Raw genomic sequence first — 18,663 nt, forward strand, 5'->3', positions numbered from 1 at the left:
AATTATTTTATGACTTTTTGTTGAAAGTTATTTAAAACACGAAAATAATTTTTGAATTAGTATAGATTATTAAAGCAATTGTGTTATACTATTTTTGAAATTAAGAAAAACTCCCTCAAACTCAAGGGAATATTATAAAAAAGGATGGTATTTAATCGATGAATTCAGTAGAAATTGCAAACGAACTGAAGGAATTATTAAACGGTGGGAACATTAACGTTCAACTTTCAGTACCACAATTAGCGGAAAAAGCTACATCTCGTGGTGAGGCAATGTTAACAGTAGATGGCGCAGTTCGTGCAGAAACTGGCAAATACACTGGTCGTTCACCTAAAGATAAATATACGGTAGAAGAAGAAAGCACAAAAGATAAAATTGACTGGGGTAAAGTAAACCAACCAATTTCTTCGGAAGTGTTCGATAACTTATATGTAAAAGTAGTTAAATACTTAAAAGAACGTGACGAATTATTCGTATTCAAAGGTTTTGCTGGTGCTGACAAAGATTCACAATTAAGCATCCAAGTAATCAATGAATATGCTTGGCACAATCTTTTCGCCCATCAATTATTTATCCGTCCAACACAAGAAGAATTAGCTTCTCATGTTGCTGAATTCACAGTTATTTCAGCTCCTAACTTTAAAGCGGATCCAGCTATCGATGGTACATCTTCTGAAACTTTCATTATTGTATCACTTGAAAAGAAAATCATCCTAATCGGTGGTACTGAATATGCTGGTGAAATGAAAAAATCTATTTTCGGCATTATGAACTACCTACTACCACAACAAGGCATCCTATCAATGCACTGTTCAGCAAACGTAGGTGAAGCTGGCGATGTGGCATTATTCTTCGGTTTATCTGGTACTGGTAAAACAACTTTATCAGCTGACCCTGCCCGCAAATTAATCGGTGACGATGAGCACGGCTGGTCTGACAACGGCGTATTCAATATTGAAGGTGGTTGCTATGCAAAAACAATTAACCTTTCTGCTGAAAAAGAACCTGAAATCTATAACGCAATCCGCTTCGGTTCTGTTCTAGAAAACGTAGCTGTAGATCCTGAAACTCGTGTTTGTGACTACGATGATGTTTCATTAACAGAAAACACACGTGTTGCTTACCCAATCCAATTTATTGAAAATATTGTTGATCCATCTGTTGCAGGTCATCCAAAAACAATCGTCTTCTTAACTGCTGATGCATTTGGTGTGTTACCTCCAATCAGTAAATTAACAAAAGAACAAGCAATGTATCACTTCCTAAGTGGTTTCACTTCGAAGCTAGCAGGTACTGAACGTGGTGTAACAGAGCCAGAGCCAGTATTCTCTACATGTTTCGGTTCTCCATTCCTTCCACTTCCAGCAACTGTTTATGCTGAAATGTTAGGTCAAAAAATCGATGAGCATGGCGCACAAGTATTCCTTGTAAACACTGGCTGGACTGGTGGCGAATACGGTACAGGTAGCCGTATGAAGCTTTCATACACTCGTACAATGGTACGTGCTGCAATCGATGGCAAACTGAACAATGTTGAAACGACACAGGACGCTGTATTTGGCTTACACATCCCTACAGCAGTTGAAGGTGTACCTTCAGAAGTTCTTAACCCTCGCGATGCTTGGGCAGACAAAGCTGCTTATGATGTAAAAGCTGCAGAACTTGCTGGTTTATTCAATGATAACTTCAAGAAATTCTCAAACGTTTCTGAAGCAATCACTAAACTTGGTGGTCCATTAAAATAATAATGCGACTAAGGGAACGATTTATTCGTTCCCTTTTTTTTACCCATTTCTATAAAAAATAATCTTCAAATGTTCATTTTTTGGATAGTATTGGAGGATACATATGAAAAAAAAATACAAAATACTAGTTGGCATCCTAGTATCATTAGTCGTGTTGTTTATTGGAGCTGGATTTATTGCAGGCAATTACTTTTATAACTTGGCGTTAAATCCGCAATCTGATAAAACAGCCGTTCTGGATGCCCCACATAATTTAATTGATTCTAATCCGAATGAAGTGAAAGAGAAAGAAGCTCGTGAAACATGGTTCAACAGTCATTACGAAGAGACAACGATTCCATCTTTCGATCAACTTAAGCTACATGCTTATTCCATTAAAAATCAAAATGATTCAAATAAATGGGCCCTAATCTTCCATGGATATTCAAGTGATGGTTTACAGATGACCAAGTATGCAAAACACTTTTACGACATGGGCTACAATATACTTATTCCTGATGCGAGAGGCCATGGCAAAAGTGAAGGAGACTATATCGGAATGGGCTGGCATGATCGCTTAGATGTCGTGTCATGGATTGACAATACGGTGCAATTAAATAATGATGCTGAAATTGTCCTTTTTGGAGTGTCGATGGGCGGCGCCACAGTGATGATGGCGTCTGGCGAAAAATTACCTAAAAATGTAAAGGCAATCATTGAGGATTGTGGCTATTCTTCTGTTTGGGGCGAATTTTCGTATCAGCTTAAAGCAATCTTCCATCTGCCTGCATTTCCAATCATGAATTTTGCTTCAGCTGTAACGAAAATCAAAGCAGACTATACGCTTGGTGAAGCCGATACAGTAAAACAAGTAGCTAAATCACAAACACCGATGCTGTTTATCCATGGTAGTTCTGACACATTCGTGCCTTCTTCAATGCTAGATGAAGTCTATGAAGCTGCCAATGTGCCAAAAGAAAAATTACTAGTTGAAGGGGCTGGACACGGTAGAGCTGAAAATGTCGCAGGAGCAACATATTGGAAAACAATTCAAACCTTCTTAAGTGTCTACGTAAACGAATAAGTGCCTGTCACTCACACAATTCACTATATTAGTCCTTTTTCTTACAACTAAAATAATAAAAATCCACGAACGCTTCTATGGTAACCAAATAGCGTAAGCTGCAACACAGGACGCTTCTAGCGACGGTTGCGGCTTCCCTATAGCCCACAGAATGCGCAGTGGATTTTTATAATAATTTTGTGCCTGTCACTCAAACAATTCCAGACACTCACACAATTAGTGCCAGTCACCCTCTCGGTCACCACCTCACCAATTGTCCCTTTATTTGCGTCTCATTGTTTCTTCATCCATTTACACAAAGCACGCACAGTTTCACGATTTTGAGCAGGTGGATATTGGTGTGCAAAACGATGATCATACCATGTTTCATACGTTTTATTGGCATCTTCTAAGTAAAATGCTAATTGCCTTGCATGTTCAATATCGACATTTTCATCACGATAGCCGTGAATAATAAGCACAGGAGCTGTAATGTGTTCAACTTCAAATAATGGTGTACGTGCATCATATGCCTCTGGTACACGATTAGGCGTACCTCCAATTACACGCTTCATCATACGGCGCATATCCGTACGCTCCCAATAAGTTGCTGTCGCATCCGACACCCCTGCCCACGTAACGACAGATGTAATATCTTTTCGCAAAATTGCCGTCCACAGTGCCATAATACCTCCGCGTGAAAAGCCAAACACATGAATATTATCATTGCAAAATTGCTTTAGCACATCTACTCCATGCACTGCATCATAACGATCCTGACCAGCAAACTCATCACGACCTTCTCCTCCTCTATTCCCTCGATAGTAAGGGGCAAAAACGATAAAACCTTGTGCGGCAAACTGGGCAATACGTGCTGGTCTCACCATACCGATGCTTTGCATTCCACCACGTAAATATAAAAAACCATCGTATGTACCTTCTGCCTTAGGCTCAGCTAGCAAGCCTTTAACCCGTAATCCAAGTGATACATAAGTAATTTCGGTTAAGCGAATAGCTGGATTCGGTGAAGGGTATGGACGTTTTTCAACTATTTCACCATTGATCGTCATAGCGCTTCAGCTCCTCTAGCATTTTTTGCATACCTTCATCTTTCATATGAAAGCTTAAATTTGGATGGTTAGCAAACTCTTCATCTGTGAGCCAAACCATACCTGATGTCTCCAAATCAAACTCCACTTTGTCTTGACTTACAAATTGCGCAGTAAATACTGTTTTACAAAATAATTGATCTCCGTGGACAGCATATTCTGCAAACCAACGAAGATTTTTCACATGTACACCCGTTTCTTCAAATACTTCTCTAACAGCAGCTTGTTCTAAAGTTTCCCCAGGTTCTACCTTACCACCTGGCACTTCCACGCCACGTCGCTTATGAATCGTGCATAGCCATTTATTTTTATGCTTTAACAAGATGAGTACATGCCTTGGCTCAACTTCTAACTCCCCTCTTGTAAAGCTTAAATCTACTTGAAAACCATTTAAATCTGTAAATGAAAACATTCCATTCCACTCCTATTATTATATTGTAACGAATGTATTCATTACATTTTGCTGACTTATTATTTCATATACTGCGAGGAATCAATCACAAGGAAATAGTGACATTCTTCATTCGTCTTATTGATAAATCGATGCTCTGTATCTGCTTCAAAAAAGAAGGAATCTCCTGCGTCTAATTCTTCACAAAAAGCGCCACGTCCTAATTCAACACGTAACTTTCCGCTTTTAACAAAAATATACTCTTTCACTCCTGATTTATGAGCTGGGAAAATGCCTGATTCTTTATTGGCAGGAATGATATTTAAAACAAACTCAATGCCTCTAGAAGGAACAGAAGGTGATAATAAGTGGCGTTGAAACCCAGACTTTTCGTCGACATAGATTGGGCGTTCATCTTTTCTTATCACGACAATATCCCTTTTTTCTTGCTGATCTAGCAATGCAGAAAGAGTTGTATTTAAAGCCTCCGCAATTTGACAGGCTACTTGAATCGTTGGATTTTTTTCTTCTCTTTCAATTTGAGATAGCATCGAGGCACTCACATTACTTACTGCTGAAAGCTCCTGCAATGTCATCTTATTTTTTTTCCTAATAGCATTTACTTGCTTTCCAAATCCCATTATAAAAGCTCCTCTCACTACTGCAGTTTAAGCGATCTTATCCATTTTAGTTCGTCCTATTATTTTTTTTACTATAGTGAAAATTTCTTTTCTATTCAGAGATTGTCCTTCTACTATGATATTGCACATGTTCTACAACAATCAACTTATAAAATGTATACCCTTATTCTAGAAACAATGACTAGCAACACATATTTACACTTTAGTTAAAATAAAATATACTATAGTGAATAAATTATACATAGGAGTGATGTTTAATGTTAAAAGTCATTTTAGCACTATTACCTTTAGCTAGTATTTTATTTATGATATTTATTTTAAAAAAATCTTCTATTTATACAGGTATTATAGCTTGCATACTTACAACAGGTATCGCTATTTCTCCTGCCTTTCACACAAGCGTCGAGTTACTTCCTAAACCTTTCATTAAAAGTTTTCTTACAACAGTACCAGTTATTTATATTTTATTTTTTGGTATTTTATTATTTCATTTAATGGAGAAATCAGGGGCTATACAAAAAATTGCTTCGGCCATTGCTACCTCTACCGATGACAAAACATATCAGGTGTTATTGTTGGCTCTAGGCCTCTCACCTTTAATTGAATCGGTAAGTGGGTTTGGTTTAGCAATAATTGTTATTGCACCTATTTTAATAGCTTTAAAATTTAATGCTATTCAATCTTCCCTCATAGCATTAATTAGTTTATGTATAATTCCTTGGGGTACACTAGCGATGGGTACAATTATTGGTGCATCAATAGGAAACATTCCATTAGAAGATTTAGGTGTCGGTAGTGCCCTAATGTGCATCCCTCTTTATATTTATTTCGCCTTCCTCGTTACTTACATTGGGGTAGGAAAAAAAGCCATGAAAAAGAAACAAGTGCAAATACTTTGGATAGGATTGTTATTAGGTTTTATCGTGTGGATTTGTAATCGTTTTATCAGTGTCGAGCTTGCAGGTTTAGTTGGCTCTTTAACTGTTGTTTCAACTATTTTTATTATGATTACTTTACACAAGAGGGGCAATCAAAATCCTTCTAATGCATTTATCAAAAATATTTCTCCCTATTTGCTATTAATTGTTCTATTATTTGTTTCTAGAACCATTCCACCCATTCAAAGTTTTTTAAGTCATTTATTGATGATAACAATACCGTCGTATCATTTTCAGTTATCTTTTCTATATTCACCAGGATTTTTTCTCTTCATTGTTTGTCTTTTTTCATGCTTACTCTTCCGTTTAAATAAAACATCAATTCTCGATAGCATAAAGTTAACTATCAATAAATGTTATCCAGTATTGCTTACTACTTTTTTATATATTGTTGTTTCTGAAATGATGTCGGAGGCAAAGATGATACAACTACTTTCTTTAACTGCTGCAAACTCTTTTGGTTCGCTTTTTATATTTATTACACCTTTAATTGGCGCTACGGGCGGATTTTTAACTGGCAGTAATACGGCTTCAAATACGATGTTTATTCGCTTACAAACAGAAACTGCTGTACAAATTGGAGCTTCTCCCACTTTACTCGCTTGTATCCAAAATGTTAGTTCATCTTTAATGACAATGGTAAACCCATCTCGAGTCGCCTTAAGCTGTTCTGTTTGTAAAATAACTACACTTGAAAACACTATTCAAATAAAATTAGCTATGGTTGGTCTAGGCACACTTGCCATTATTTTTATAGAAATCATTATCCATTTACTATTCCTACAGTGAGATATTCAACATAAAAAATGTCTAGCACAAAAAGCTAGACACGTTTATTAAAATATGGGAGCTGTTCAACAAATTCCTTTGTATCCTCGTCTCCATATTCGTGAATGAGTGCGTAAATTTTCTTTAATCGTAAATCTAATTCGTCATTTTCTCTGTCCAAATGATATTGTAAATAAGGTAATTGCGCACGCCATCCATTCGCAATTTCTAACAGTTGCATTTGTTGAAATATTTTTTCGAAAACATCCAATGCTTGTCGATCTACATTAAGCTCGAAATTCCATTGACCCTCATATGGATTTGTATAATATGTTTTATGGGCAAGGGAAAAATATACACGCTGACGATCCATTAATAACACCCCTTTTTCCATAGTATGGTGGTAAAGTGTTTGTTTTATTCGCTGGAATGTCAAACTTCCTTCACAACTAAACTAGAGCATCTATTTTATAATAGGTATAATGAACAAGAACGGAGTGATTGCAATGAGTTTGGTCTCGCTCTTAACGGTAGCAATTATTATCGTTATTTTAGTTACAACTGCTACGATAATAAGTGTCAACCGTGCCTATGCCTTTAAACATACGGTAGATGAAAAGCCTAAACAAAATTTTCATCAAGATTAATCAATTATGCCAAGGCGTAATTGCGTCCAGATTTTTTCGAGCTTGCTCGAAAACTTGAAATTACAATAACGAAAAGAAATTGGAGTGAAAACAATGGGTGTGCCATTACCAATAATAATTATGATTGCTATGATGATGCTAATGTTTGGAGTTTCCGTCATTGTTATTCTTAAGAAAAAAGGCGACTTTTTTACCCAAACAATCGATGCTAAGCCTGAGCAAACAAATTCACATCATAAGGATGGTCAAGCATGAAATATCCCTTTATATGGCTCATTCAGTTTTACAGAAAATTCATCTCACCTATGACGCCACCAACGTGCCGTTTCTACCCTACATGTTCTTCCTACGGATTAGAAGCTTTTCAAAAGCACGGTGCTATTAAAGGACTAATATTAACCGTAATACGCATTTTAAAATGCCAACCACTTCATCCTGGTGGCTTTGATCCTGTGCCCGATAAATGGCCTTCGAAAAAGAATTAATTTTCGAAGGTCATTTTTTCTTGTACTTTTTTCCGATGTACGTTATTATAGAAACTGTCAAAAAAATAAATCGTAATGATTACTATTTGAAAGAGGTATCTATTATATGAAAAAAGTATTTCTATTTTTCCTGATTACTGTGCTTGCACTATTTACAGCTGCCTGCGGTGATAAATCATCAACAGCAAAACAGACGGCGGACAATAAAGACAAGTTGTCTGTCTATACAACAGTCTATCCATTGAGCTACTTTACAGAGCGAATTGGGGGCGAATATGTAGAAGTGTCCTCTATTTATCCTCCTGGTGCAAACGAGCATACATTTGAGCCAACACAAAAAGATATGATGAAATTAGCAGATGCAAATATATTTTTTTACATCGGCTTAGGGCTAGAGGGCTTTGTTGAAAATGCTAAAAAAACGTTAGCCAACGAAGATGTATCAATGGTTGCAACTGCAGCTCAAATTTCGGACGAAAAATTAGCGGTTAGCACTGGTCATTCGCATGACGAAGAAGAAGAAGAAGAAGCAGACCATGACCATGAGCATAATGCAACGGAGGAAGATCATGCTGACCATGAGCATGATGCAACGGAGGAAGATCACCATGATGAGCATGAAGCTCATGATCATGGTAGTGTTGATCCACACGTTTGGCTTTCACCTATTATTAGTCAAGATTTAGCACTATCTATTAAAAATACATTAGTTGAAAAAATGCCAGCTCAAGAAGCGACTTTTACAGCAAATTATGAAGCTTTAGTCAAAGAGCTACAAGAGTTAGACACTGAATATAAAGCAATGGCTGATGCAACTCAAGACAAAACATTTTTTGTATCGCATGCAGCATTTGGCTACATTGCTGGCCAATATGGTTTAACACAAGTCCCAATTGCAGGCTTAAACTCACAAAATGAACCATCTCAAAAAGAGCTAACAGCTATCGTCGATAAAGCAAATGACTTAAATATTCATTACATTTTATTCGAGCAAAATGTTTCTTCAAAATTAGCAGAAGTCATTCAAAAAGAAGTTGGTGCTCAATCACTTGTACTTCATAATTTAAGTGTGCTAACAAACGATGATGTAAAAAATAAGGAAACGTACTTTACATTAATGAAGAAAAATTTACAAACGTTAGAGAAAGCTCTTAATGAGCATCAGTAATCCAAACAACCGTACATGGTAATTTGAAGAAGGAGGTGCCCCAACTACACAGGGGACACCTCCTTTATTATGACGTATTTTTCTTGTGGCATTCTCTTCTCAGTTCTGTCAACGCTAATAATACTCTTTTGTCCATCCTTAGCGTTCGTCTTTACATATGCAAAAACTGGACGAAGCGTAAAACTTCTCTCTAGAATAATTTTATCATTTGGTGCATTGAAAACTATTTGAACAGACTTGCTGCTTTTTTCGTCTTGTTTCAATAGTAGTGGAGATGGTTCTACTAATTGTTTGATAATATGTGTATTTTTATCTAGCATCGCGAGCCCACTATTAAAATTAAAATGGTTTGTTAAAGGTTTCGTAAGAACTTCAACTTTAGTTAGTTGCTGCCAATCAGCATATTTTTCACTTGTTGCCGCTGGAAAACTTGCATAATCCCAAGTATGGTCTTTTGCTAATTGCTTATCGGAAACAAGAAAGTAATTATAGCGAACTTCACCTTTATGATCTGGCAATGGATCATCCCATGTGACATCAATATGGTACCATTCATTATCAAGCTTCACTAATACCCATGCATGCAATTGTTCTCCCACTTTACCTGGTACATATTGTACTTCAAAATCTAGCATCTCTAACATCCGATATAGTACTAAAGCATAGGCCTGACAAACACCTTTGTGTTCAGTAAGCAATGTGTAAGGGGAATATTGACTTCCTACACTATCCTTTGAATACTCAGAAGTTAAGACGATATAATCATGTGCAGCTTGTATTTTCTCCAGCTTGCTTAATCCATGCATAGATCCAACAATAGTTGTCAATGTTTGCTCGACAAATGCCTCCTCTTCCTGTGAGATATGATAGGTAAATTGAAATTGAATGACAATATTATTTGCGTAGCCATCATATTTCCATTTAAAACTAGAAATATTGGCATAAATATATGGATCGGTAATGGCATGTTTAATAAGCTCTGTTAGTTGGTCTTTTAAGTCAGATATATTACCAGTGTATCGAATATCAAATTCAGTAGACAGTTGCAACACTTCATTCTGAATTTGCTGTTGTAATGTTTCTATTGAATTAGCCGTTGCTATATTTTGTTTTTCATAATTTGCGAATACTTGCACATGACTCATTTGTAAAACAAATAATATAATGACAACATTATATATATATTTTCTCATATGAGTCATTCTCCTTTACTAAATAGTTTATGCCGCTCATTACTTATTATGTTAATGAATCATTAATTTAATCTAAAAAAATGGAGGATTGGAAAATTTGATGACATAGCATGGTGGAAAAGGATGTAGCAAAACAGTGATGAGGAGAATAATGCAAAGCAATGTCGGCAAAATGCGTCGCCTGTACTTGAAATTACAGGACTATTGATCTTTACTTCTATATCAGCATAATACCCGAATTTCTATGTCTTAAAAAATTGACTGTGCTTTGTGGCGAAGTGTTGAATGACGGGCACTATCGTATAGACACCTAACAAAATATCGACATCATCGAAAAAATCCACTGCGCTTTCCGCGGGCACGTTGTAAGACGCAACCGTCGCCTGTTGCGTCTTACCTTGCGTGTGTTCCCGCAGGAGTCTTCATGGATTTTTACTCGGATATGACATAAAATTCGAAATTGTTTGAGTGACTGGCACTAAATATAAAAACAGCATGCTAGAAGTGCGCTTCTAGCATGCTGTTTCTTTTAAACGAAGCCCCTTGTAAGGCATTCTAATTTAATGAAAATTATTCACTTGGAAGTAAATCTAATAATTTTCTTCTTAGTAGCTTATTTGCTCCATTCCGTGGAAGTTCATCGATTATAATGAATTGTTTTGGGACTTTATATTTAGCAAGATTGTTTTCACAATACTGCTGTAAAATTTCCATAGCTAGCTGTTCCTTTAAAACAACAAAAGCTATTGGAACTTGCCCCCATTTATCATCATCAATGCCACACACCCCCGCTTCTTGAACAGCAGGATGTGCCAATAACACATTTTCTATCTCAGCTGGATAAATATTTTCACCACCTGAAATAATTAAATCTGCTCGACGATCGACAACAAATAAATAGCCTTCCTCATCCATGTAGCCAATGTCTCCAGTATGAAGCCATCCCTCCTCGGTTGCACTTCTTTCAGCAAAGCGTCCAATATACCCTGGTGTTACATGTGGGCCTCTAATACATATTTCACCTTCACCTTGCGCATTTGGGGCTGAAATTTTAATTTGATTAAAAAATAATGGCTTACCTGCAGAACCAACTTTTTTCATGGCATCTTCACTCGCTAGTGTAGCTGTTTGCGATGAAGTTTCTGTCATACCATATGTTTGTGCTACAGCTAAATGTAGTGCACTTGCTCGTTTTAAATAATCTACTGGTACAGGGCCGCCACCAGCTAGCATCAATTTAAATTGTGGTGACGCCTGTGCCTTGTTTAGCTCCAATGTATTTAAAATACGTTCTAATGTAACAGCGACTACCGACATATGTGTCACATCGCCATCTATTATGTTTTGTGCAATAGCATCTACATTAAAATGCTCGTATAGCTGTACTTTATTGCCGTATAGTAATGAACGCACTAAAATAGAAAATCCACTTATATGAAATAATGGTACTGCACACAACCAAACATCATCTGCTTGTAAACCTATGTTAAGAACAGAAGCCGTTGCACTTGCCTGGTGATTGCCAACCGTTTGGCGAACGCCCTTTGGAAAGCCAGTCGTCCCAGATGTATACATAATAGATGTTGTTTGATTGAGTGACCATTCTTTTGCAATATCAATATGCTGTTCTGTCCCATTCTCAATGGCAGAAAATAAATAATAAGACGTCTGGGGTGGTAATTTTTCTACATCTTCATCTGCAACGAACACAGCCTCTGCTTGTGAATCTTCTAGTTGATAAGCGATTTCGGCTTGAGAAAGCCTACGATTAAGCATGACCATTTCACATTGCAAATGCATACAAGCATACATCATAACGACAAGTGCAGGCGTACTCGGTCCCATAATCGCGATACGTTCCCCTTGCTTAATATCCAGCGCTGTTAATTGCCGAGCGCGTTTTAAAGATAGCTCATTTAATTGTTGAAACGTCCATGTTTGTCCTTCGTATGTGAGAGCGCTCCGTAATGGTGTTACATACGCACGCTGCAAAATCCAGTTTGGGTACATTATTTGCTTCCTCCGATCATTTACAATGATAATGGTACCGCTTTTTCCATCATTGGTCTATTCGTCTGTTTCCCCTTTTATAAAAATAGAAAAAGCTCGTATCTACAAAGAGATACGAGCCTGCACCTTTCAAATCAAGGGAATCTTGGGAATTGACCGAAGTCTGGTTGACGTTTTTCTTTAAATGCGTCACGACCTTCTTTTGCTTCATCAGTAGTGTAGTAAAGAAGTGTAGCATCGCCTGCCATTTGTTGAAGACCAGCTAAGCCGTCTGTATCAGCATTCATAGCTGCTTTTAAGAAGCGTAAAGCTGTAGGAGACATTTGTAGCATTTCTTCACACCATTGCACAGTTTCGTCTTCTAATTGTGCATAAGGAACAACTGTATTTACTAAGCCCATATCAAGCGCTTGTTGTGCATCGTATTGACGGCAAAGGTACCAAATTTCACGAGCCTTTTTATGACCGATAATGCGTGCAAGATAGCCTGAACCGTAACCAGCATCAAATGAACCAACTTTTGGACCAGTTTGTCCGAAACGAGCATTGTCTGCTGCGATTGTAAGGTCACATACAACATGTAATACGTGTCCTCCACCGATTGCATAACCAGCAACCATCGCTACTACTGGTTTAGGAATAACACGGATTAAACGTTGTAAATCAAGTACGTTTAAGCGTGGAATTTCATCATCACCTACATAGCCACCATGGCCACGTACCTTCTGGTCACCACCTGAACAGAAAGCTTGCTCGCCTTCACCTGTTAAAATGATAACACCTACATTTTTATCATCTCGAGCACGAGAAAATGCATCAATCATTTCCATAACAGTTTTTGGTCGAAATGCATTACGCACTTCAGGACGGTTAATCGTTACTTTAGCGATACCGTTATAAAACTCATACTTAATGTCTTCGTAAGTATGTAATGTAGTCCATTGACGTGACATTGAAATACCTCCTAATTAAAATTCGCCTCATAACTAAGATGAAGCGCTAACGTAAAAATCATTACGTTAAATACTCATTTACTATTGTAGCAAATTCAGCTGGATTTTCCACATGAATTGCATGTCCAGCGTCATTTACTGTCATATGATTTCCATTTTTTAATAACGCTTTCATTTCTAAAGCAATATTACAAAATTTACTATCTAATGAACCAGTCAGTAATAACACAGGTAATTCTAATTGTGTTAACTTGTCCCAATTAGATGGCTGTACACCAGTTCCCATTCCCCGTAAACTGCCAGCCAAGCCCATCTCCCTTTGGGCCAGACGCTCTGTTCGAACCGCTTGCCTTGCATTATGAGATAACCGCTTTTGCGATTCAAACAACGGTATATTTTCCCACGCATTAACGAAGGACAGCACACCATTAATCATAATTTTCGTGGCTAACGCATCATCACGCTCACAACGCTCCATACGCTCTTTTAATGTTCGCAAACCAGGAGAAGCACTTTCTAACAATAACTTCTCCACGCGATACGGGTATTCGATTGCATAGGATAATGCGATCCGTCCCCCCATTGAATAGCCAAGCAAAGTAAATGTCTCTAATTGTAATTGACTAACAATGTCCTCTAAATCACGCAATTGTTCTTCCATTGTAAAGCGGCTCTCTTTTTCAGGCACAGCTGTTTGACCATGACCAATTAAATCAATTGCTACGATTCGCATATGAGGAAGATTCTTCGCTAAACTTTGCCATGTAGCAGTACTTCCTGTAAAGCCATGCAATGCAACAATTGTTTGCCCTGCAGCTTCATTCCAAATATCTACATGTGTCTCAAGACCACGAATAATTAGCTTTGCCATGCTTTTAATCCTGCATTAATACGATTCCAAAGAGCGCGATGTGCATAAACGTTTTCTTCACGATCTGTAAAAATTTCGATTAAACGTAATGGTCCTTTTTTCACCATATTAAATTTAGGTACTAACTGTGCAATATCTTCGATACAAATATAGTCCATGTCATACATGCGAGCAATATCTTGAAATTCGAGCGCAGTCGGTGTACCGAATAGATTCTCATAATGCGCCTCTACAGTTGATTGTGGTAAATAAGAGAAAATACCACCACCATCGTTATTCATCACAATAACGGTTATATTGCATGCTTGATAGCGTGAAGCAATTAGACCATTGACATCATGTAAAAAAGCTAAATCTCCAATGAGCAAATAGGTTTCACGATTGTTTCCTTGACTTAATCCCATCGCAGTCGATACAACGCCATCAATACCATTTGCCCCACGGTTCGCAAAAATACGAATATCTTTTGATGTTGTCATAAGGAATGTATCAATATCTCGTATTGGCATACTACTGCTGACGAATACATCACTACCATTTGGAATTACTTCAAGTAAGCGACTCACCATTGCTCCCTCGTCAATTGCGCCTTCTGCATAATGCTCTATATACTCTAATGCGATGTCATTGGCATCTTGCCATTCAGCTAAATAGGCCGCTTCGAGCGCTGTTTCAGAAAGATCTAATTGAATAAGCCATTCACCAATGCTTGCATGTAAGAAATGAGTGGATACCCCTGTAGAATCACGGAACATCGGATCTTCATCAACAACAATATAAGCTTGTGGCTGCGATTTTGTAATAAACTGCATAATAAACTTCGATACAGGCTGAGCTCCTATGCGAAGAACTGTTTCAGGTTCAACAAGCGCTTTAAAGTCATCGTTTTTCATAATTGCATCATAGGTTGTAATTACATATGGTAGGCAATCAGTTGGCACAGAAGTTCGCATATTTGATAGACTTTCAACAATAATCGGCCATTTTAATTGGCGTACAAACTCCCACATAACAGTTAAATCTGTCCCTAATGGAAGCTCACCAACAATGACAAACCCTTTTTTCGTTTGTCGTAATATAGATGTAAGTTCTAGCTGTGCATCCTTAGGTGGTGTTAACTGTCCAATAATACTTTGCTTAAATGTAACATTAGGAAGCTCATCACAAAAATCAATAAGCAACGGTTCACGGAACGGTACATTCATATGCACTGGACCAAAAGGTGCACTTGTCGCAATGGCTACTGCACGTGCGATATGACGCTCAATAAAAGGCAATGTCGGTGCAGCACCATCTGGAAGTGGAAAATCGACACTCCACTTTACATGTGCTCCATATAAATTTGTCTGATTAATAGCTTGTGGTGCCCCTACCTCACGTAATTCATGTGGGCGATCGGCCGTTATAACAATTAAAGGTACTCGAGCATAACTTGCTTCTACAATCGCAGGATAATAGTTGGCTGCAGCAGTTCCTGATGTACATAACAATACAACAGGCTTAGCAGTAGCTTTAGCAATTCCTAGTGCAAAAAATGCAGCAGCTCGTTCATCTACTTGACGGTACATCGTTAGTTGCTTTGTAGAGGCAAAAGCATAAGCTAGTGGTGTTGACCGTGATCCAGGGCTTACAACAACATGCTGGACACCTGCCTGCACTAGTGATGCAACCATTTTATAAACATAATCAGTCAATATTTTTCGTTCACTCATGTACTTGTCCTCCTAACGCTCGAAGCATTGGACGGAATTTCACTAATGTTTCCTCATATTCAGATTGTGGCTCTGAATCAGCTACAATACCGCCACCTGCATATAAATAAGCTTTATCTTTTATTAACGCAGCAGAACGAATCGCAACCGCAAATTCCCCATTGCCCTCTGCATCTAGCCAACCAATTGGCGCAGCATAAAGCCCACGGTTCATTGGCTCGTATTTACGTATAGCAGTCATGGCCTCTTTTCTTGGCACACCGCCTAAAGCTGGCGTTGGGTGCAAATGCTTCGTTAACTGTAATATAGTTGCCTCATTGTTAAGCTGACCTTCAACTGGTGTATATAAATGTTGGATATCTCTTATTTTTAATAAACGTGGTCCATCTGGTATTTTCATCGCAACACAGTTTTTACGGAACGTATCCGCAATCATATCGACTACGTATTGATGCTCGCCACCATTTTTAGGATCATTTAATAAGCTTTGTCCAAAAGCGTCATCTTCCTCAGCTGTTTTACCTCGTTGAATTGACCCTGCGACGCATGATGAGTATGCAAGACCATTTGCTACCTTCACAAGGCGCTCTGGAGATGCTCCAAAAAATAATAAATCATCCCTCTCTAGCCCAAATAAATAACTTTCAGGCTGTTCGTGAATAATTTGAGCTAATACTTGAGGTGACGACACTTGCTCCTTAAATTGCAGTGCAAGTGAACGTGCAATGACTACTTTATCTGCTTGCTTTGCTTTTATTAGTGCAGTCACCTGGTCAATTGACGCTAAATATGGGTCCTTATATGGCTCAAAATAATTCGTTATTTCAGGCTTCGCATACATTTTCACTTCTTTTACTTGCGCAGCATGGATTAAATGATCTCGCTCTTTACGCAATGCCTCTAATTGTTCATCTGCCTGCGTAGCTGTTGCGATAAGATTTATGCTTACATAGGCTTTGTCATCACGTAATACTAGCTGATACGTTGCCAAGGCAAAATAAGCTTCTGGGAAGTCTGTCCACTCACCATTCACATTATTTTGCGGATCAAATGTAAAACCACCAAATAAAATGGGTTGTAGTTCTGCTTGTCCTTTTACGCAATTTTTCGTTAAGCTTTTCCATTCAGCTTCTACAGCATCAAAGCGGTCGCTTTTTGCGTTATTTTGAATTGTGTGGGCATGTCCCAGCCCTACTAATGTCATTGTTTTTTCTCTATTTTGCCAATAAAATCGTTCACCTTTATAACGCTCCTCGCCCGCTGCATAAAATGCAAGGGCTGATAAGCGACTTACTTCGATTGTTTCCATATAAAAATGAAGGTTTTGGCCCAAAGAGTCCACTTCTACTTCTGTGGCTTGGTACCACTTCTGTTGCATGAAAATTACCTCCGTTATTGCAATGTACATAATCAATTATGTTTCGCGCTATTGTACGTGTTGCTTTAAATTCCACGTACATAACATCATACGTCTGTCGCTTCGAATTCACACACAAAAAGACCTGTGACATCCGTCTTTCGCATTACTTGTTGCGCTAAAATAGCCGTCCTATTTGTTTGACGGCTTTAATCTTTCTACTGCTACGATTAGCTTAATTTGTATTCCCATCTCTCAAATGCATGTACTATTGTATCATTTTTTTAAACATAACTGTATGTAATAAGCTGTGAACCTATCCATTTTCTCTTTCTTCGTATAAAATAAGAAGAGTCTACAATAGTTGAAGGAGAGAAAGACCTTATGACCAAAGTCATTGAAGCTGATAGGGGTTTTAAAGTTTGGTGGCATTTAACGCGCCCACATACTTTAACCGCTTCATTCGTTCCAGTATTTTTAGGAACAGCAATTGCTCTAGCAATTGAAAAAGAAACAATTAATTTTGGACTATTTTTTGCGATGCTGATAGCTAGTATGCTAATTCAAGCAGCAACGAATATGTTCAACGAATATTATGATTACAAGCTAGGATTAGATAATGAACATTCTGTCGGCATTGGCGGCACAATTGTCCGTCACGGTGTACAGCCGAGAACAATTATGTTGATTGCTTTAAGCTTTTATGCACTAGCCATGCTTCTTGGCATTTATATTTGTGCCTCAACTTCTTGGTGGCTTGCTGCAGTTGGACTAGTTTGTATGCTGATTGGTTTTCTATATACAGGCGGACCTTATCCTATCGCATATTCGCCATTTGGAGAGCTTGTTTCAGGGGCCGTCATGGGTATGGGTATTGTCTTAATTGCCTTTTTTATTCAAACACGTACTGTAACATTGGATGCGGTTTTACTCTCTGTTCCGAGTATGATTTTAGTAGGTGGCATTATGCTATCTAATAATATTCGTGATATTGTTGGCGATACAGAAGGTGGACGGAAAACGCTTGCCATCTTAGTAGGTCGTGACCGTGCTATTTCTGTACTATCTGGCTTTTTTATCGTTTCCTACCTATGGGTAATTGCATTAGTAGCAATTGACGGTATTACTTTTTGGGCGCTTATTATTTTCCTAAGTATTCCGAAGCCGCTACGTGCTATCCAAATTTTCCGCGATAAAAAAGAAGCCAAGGAAGTAATGCCAGCGATGAAATATACAGCGCAAACAAATACATTCTTCGGTTTCCTATTAGGACTCGGATTATTAGTAAATTATTTCTTTTATTAATATGCACAAATAGTGACGACTGCAATTGATTTCCGCTGCGTGCGGACGCTTTCCGCGGGCACACACGTAAGCCGCAACCCTTGCTAGCGCGCGGTTTGTTGCGTCTTACGTGCTGTGCGTTCCCGCAGGAGTCGCCGCCCTCCGCTCCAATCAACTAAATAAAGTGATTATGCGGAACATGGAAAATGTAGAAGATGCAACATGACAAGCTACTTAAAAGAGATGATACGCTTGAAGAGTATATTCACTTTGTTAGCAAAATGCCATTTCCAAATAATAAAAATGACAAAAGGCTCAAGAGCGAAATTCTTGTTCCTTTTGTCAAAAC

18 protein-coding genes are annotated in these 18,663 nt (G+C 38.0%); 8 read left to right on the forward strand and 10 right to left on the reverse strand.

Annotated elements, in window-relative coordinates; all coding sequences use genetic code 11:
- The first annotated feature begins 158 nt into the window (after positions 1–158).
- Complete coding sequence (gene pckA / locus FH508_RS18485) at positions 159–1,745, forward strand: phosphoenolpyruvate carboxykinase (ATP) (protein WP_173477622.1); 1,587 nt, start codon at positions 159–161, stop codon at positions 1,743–1,745.
- 103 nt (positions 1,746–1,848) lie between these two features.
- Positions 1,849–2,808 (forward strand): alpha/beta hydrolase, encoded by a 960-nt coding sequence (locus FH508_RS18490; protein WP_173477623.1) that lies wholly within the window; start codon positions 1,849–1,851, stop codon positions 2,806–2,808.
- 272 nt (positions 2,809–3,080) lie between these two features.
- On the opposite strand, the gene FH508_RS18495 is transcribed toward FH508_RS18490, so the two are convergent.
- From FH508_RS18495 to FH508_RS18505, 3 genes are read right to left on the reverse strand one after another with little or no spacing between them, the layout of a single operon-like run.
- Positions 3,081–3,857 carry an alpha/beta hydrolase family protein gene (locus tag FH508_RS18495; RefSeq protein ID WP_173477624.1) on the reverse strand — a complete coding sequence of 259 codons (777 nt, stop codon included), beginning with the start codon at positions 3,855–3,857 and terminating at the stop codon, positions 3,081–3,083.
- On the reverse strand, positions 3,841–4,308 hold the full coding sequence (locus FH508_RS18500) for an NUDIX domain-containing protein (RefSeq protein ID WP_173477625.1): 468 nt from the start codon (positions 4,306–4,308) through the stop codon (positions 3,841–3,843). Before FH508_RS18500 ends, FH508_RS18495 begins: the two co-directional genes overlap by 17 nt.
- A gap of 59 nt (positions 4,309–4,367) precedes the next feature.
- On the reverse strand, positions 4,368–4,928 hold the full coding sequence (locus tag FH508_RS18505) for a helix-turn-helix domain-containing protein (RefSeq protein WP_173477626.1): 561 nt from the start codon (positions 4,926–4,928) through the stop codon (positions 4,368–4,370).
- 257 nt (positions 4,929–5,185) lie between these two features.
- Here FH508_RS18505 and FH508_RS18510 point away from each other — a divergent pair, with 257 nt between their 5' ends.
- Positions 5,186–6,655, forward strand: coding sequence for an L-lactate permease (locus FH508_RS18510; RefSeq protein WP_173477627.1), 1,470 nt, complete (start codon positions 5,186–5,188; stop codon positions 6,653–6,655).
- A gap of 34 nt (positions 6,656–6,689) precedes the next feature.
- Here FH508_RS18510 and FH508_RS18515 read toward each other — a convergent pair whose 3' ends face one another.
- Positions 6,690–7,007: a transposase gene (locus FH508_RS18515; protein ID WP_173477628.1), complete on the reverse strand. Its 318-nt coding sequence runs from the start codon at positions 7,005–7,007 to the stop codon at positions 6,690–6,692.
- A gap of 133 nt (positions 7,008–7,140) precedes the next feature.
- On the opposite strand from FH508_RS18515, the gene ytzI reads away from it, so the two are divergent.
- The 4 genes from ytzI to FH508_RS18535 all read left to right on the forward strand — a co-directional run bounded on the left by ytzI (position 7,141) and on the right by FH508_RS18535 (position 8,934).
- Entirely contained in the window at positions 7,141–7,281 is a 141-nt protein-coding gene (gene ytzI, locus FH508_RS18520; RefSeq protein ID WP_139860318.1) for a YtzI protein, read from the forward strand.
- Between the two features lie 93 nt (positions 7,282–7,374).
- Positions 7,375–7,536 (forward strand): hypothetical protein, encoded by a 162-nt coding sequence (locus tag FH508_RS18525; RefSeq protein ID WP_173477629.1) that lies wholly within the window; start codon positions 7,375–7,377, stop codon positions 7,534–7,536.
- On the forward strand, positions 7,533–7,766 hold the full coding sequence (yidD, locus tag FH508_RS18530) for a membrane protein insertion efficiency factor YidD (protein ID WP_139860316.1): 234 nt from the start codon (positions 7,533–7,535) through the stop codon (positions 7,764–7,766). The genes FH508_RS18525 and yidD overlap by 4 nt, the downstream gene beginning before the upstream one ends.
- A 106-nt stretch (positions 7,767–7,872) precedes the next feature.
- Positions 7,873–8,934, forward strand: a complete 1,062-nt coding sequence (locus FH508_RS18535) for a metal ABC transporter solute-binding protein, Zn/Mn family (RefSeq protein ID WP_139860315.1) — start codon at positions 7,873–7,875, stop codon at positions 8,932–8,934.
- 44 nt (positions 8,935–8,978) lie between these two features.
- Here the strand turns inward: FH508_RS18535 and FH508_RS18540 are convergent, their stop codons facing one another.
- From FH508_RS18540 to FH508_RS18565, 6 genes are all read right to left on the reverse strand, one after another.
- Positions 8,979–10,127, reverse strand: a complete 1,149-nt coding sequence (locus tag FH508_RS18540) for a transglutaminase domain-containing protein (RefSeq protein WP_139860313.1) — start codon at positions 10,125–10,127, stop codon at positions 8,979–8,981.
- Positions 10,128–10,697: 570 nt separating this feature from the next.
- Complete coding sequence (locus FH508_RS18545) at positions 10,698–12,137, reverse strand: o-succinylbenzoate--CoA ligase (protein WP_173477630.1); 1,440 nt, start codon at positions 12,135–12,137, stop codon at positions 10,698–10,700.
- A gap of 134 nt (positions 12,138–12,271) precedes the next feature.
- Positions 12,272–13,090: a 1,4-dihydroxy-2-naphthoyl-CoA synthase gene (gene menB / locus FH508_RS18550; RefSeq protein ID WP_173477631.1), complete on the reverse strand. Its 819-nt coding sequence runs from the start codon at positions 13,088–13,090 to the stop codon at positions 12,272–12,274.
- A 61-nt stretch (positions 13,091–13,151) separates the two neighbouring features.
- The gene (menH, locus tag FH508_RS18555) at positions 13,152–13,961 is read right to left on the reverse strand and encodes a 2-succinyl-6-hydroxy-2,4-cyclohexadiene-1-carboxylate synthase (protein ID WP_173477632.1); all 810 of its coding nucleotides are present in this window, start codon (positions 13,959–13,961) and stop codon (positions 13,152–13,154) included.
- On the reverse strand, positions 13,949–15,673 hold the full coding sequence (gene menD / locus FH508_RS18560) for a 2-succinyl-5-enolpyruvyl-6-hydroxy-3-cyclohexene-1-carboxylic-acid synthase (RefSeq protein ID WP_173477633.1): 1,725 nt from the start codon (positions 15,671–15,673) through the stop codon (positions 13,949–13,951). The genes menH and menD overlap by 13 nt, the downstream gene beginning before the upstream one ends.
- A complete protein-coding gene (locus FH508_RS18565; RefSeq protein ID WP_173477634.1) occupies positions 15,666–17,051 on the reverse strand; it encodes an isochorismate synthase in 1,386 nt (461 codons plus the stop codon). The genes menD and FH508_RS18565 overlap by 8 nt, the downstream gene beginning before the upstream one ends.
- 363 nt (positions 17,052–17,414) lie before the next feature.
- Here FH508_RS18565 and FH508_RS18570 point away from each other — a divergent pair, with 363 nt between their 5' ends.
- On the forward strand, positions 17,415–18,335 hold the full coding sequence (locus tag FH508_RS18570; RefSeq protein ID WP_173477635.1) for a 1,4-dihydroxy-2-naphthoate polyprenyltransferase: 921 nt from the start codon (positions 17,415–17,417) through the stop codon (positions 18,333–18,335).
- Positions 18,336–18,663 lie beyond the last annotated feature (328 nt).

The sequence above is a fragment of the Lysinibacillus sp. CD3-6 genome (genome assembly GCF_006351725.2).
Taxonomy (GTDB): Bacteria; Bacillota; Bacilli; order Bacillales_A; family Planococcaceae; genus Lysinibacillus.

Coding starts and splice junctions, on each gene's coding strand:
- pckA (WP_173477622.1), top strand. CDS start 159: ATGAATTCAGTAGAAATTGCAAACGAACTGAAGGAATTATTAAACGGT.
- FH508_RS18490 (WP_173477623.1), top strand. CDS start 1,849: ATGAAAAAAAAATACAAAATACTAGTTGGCATCCTAGTATCATTAGTC.
- FH508_RS18495 (WP_173477624.1), bottom strand. CDS start 3,857: ATGACGATCAATGGTGAAATAGTTGAAAAACGTCCATACCCTTCACCG.
- FH508_RS18500 (WP_173477625.1), bottom strand. CDS start 4,308: ATGTTTTCATTTACAGATTTAAATGGTTTTCAAGTAGATTTAAGCTTT.
- FH508_RS18505 (WP_173477626.1), bottom strand. CDS start 4,928: ATGGGATTTGGAAAGCAAGTAAATGCTATTAGGAAAAAAAATAAGATG.
- FH508_RS18510 (WP_173477627.1), top strand. CDS start 5,186: ATGTTAAAAGTCATTTTAGCACTATTACCTTTAGCTAGTATTTTATTT.
- FH508_RS18515 (WP_173477628.1), bottom strand. CDS start 7,007: ATGGATCGTCAGCGTGTATATTTTTCCCTTGCCCATAAAACATATTAT.
- ytzI (WP_139860318.1), top strand. CDS start 7,141: ATGAGTTTGGTCTCGCTCTTAACGGTAGCAATTATTATCGTTATTTTA.
- FH508_RS18525 (WP_173477629.1), top strand. CDS start 7,375: ATGGGTGTGCCATTACCAATAATAATTATGATTGCTATGATGATGCTA.
- yidD (WP_139860316.1), top strand. CDS start 7,533: ATGAAATATCCCTTTATATGGCTCATTCAGTTTTACAGAAAATTCATC.
- FH508_RS18535 (WP_139860315.1), top strand. CDS start 7,873: ATGAAAAAAGTATTTCTATTTTTCCTGATTACTGTGCTTGCACTATTT.
- FH508_RS18540 (WP_139860313.1), bottom strand. CDS start 10,127: ATGAGAAAATATATATATAATGTTGTCATTATATTATTTGTTTTACAA.
- FH508_RS18545 (WP_173477630.1), bottom strand. CDS start 12,137: ATGTACCCAAACTGGATTTTGCAGCGTGCGTATGTAACACCATTACGG.
- menB (WP_173477631.1), bottom strand. CDS start 13,090: ATGTCACGTCAATGGACTACATTACATACTTACGAAGACATTAAGTAT.
- menH (WP_173477632.1), bottom strand. CDS start 13,961: ATGGCAAAGCTAATTATTCGTGGTCTTGAGACACATGTAGATATTTGG.
- menD (WP_173477633.1), bottom strand. CDS start 15,673: ATGAGTGAACGAAAAATATTGACTGATTATGTTTATAAAATGGTTGCA.
- FH508_RS18565 (WP_173477634.1), bottom strand. CDS start 17,051: ATGCAACAGAAGTGGTACCAAGCCACAGAAGTAGAAGTGGACTCTTTG.
- FH508_RS18570 (WP_173477635.1), top strand. CDS start 17,415: ATGACCAAAGTCATTGAAGCTGATAGGGGTTTTAAAGTTTGGTGGCAT.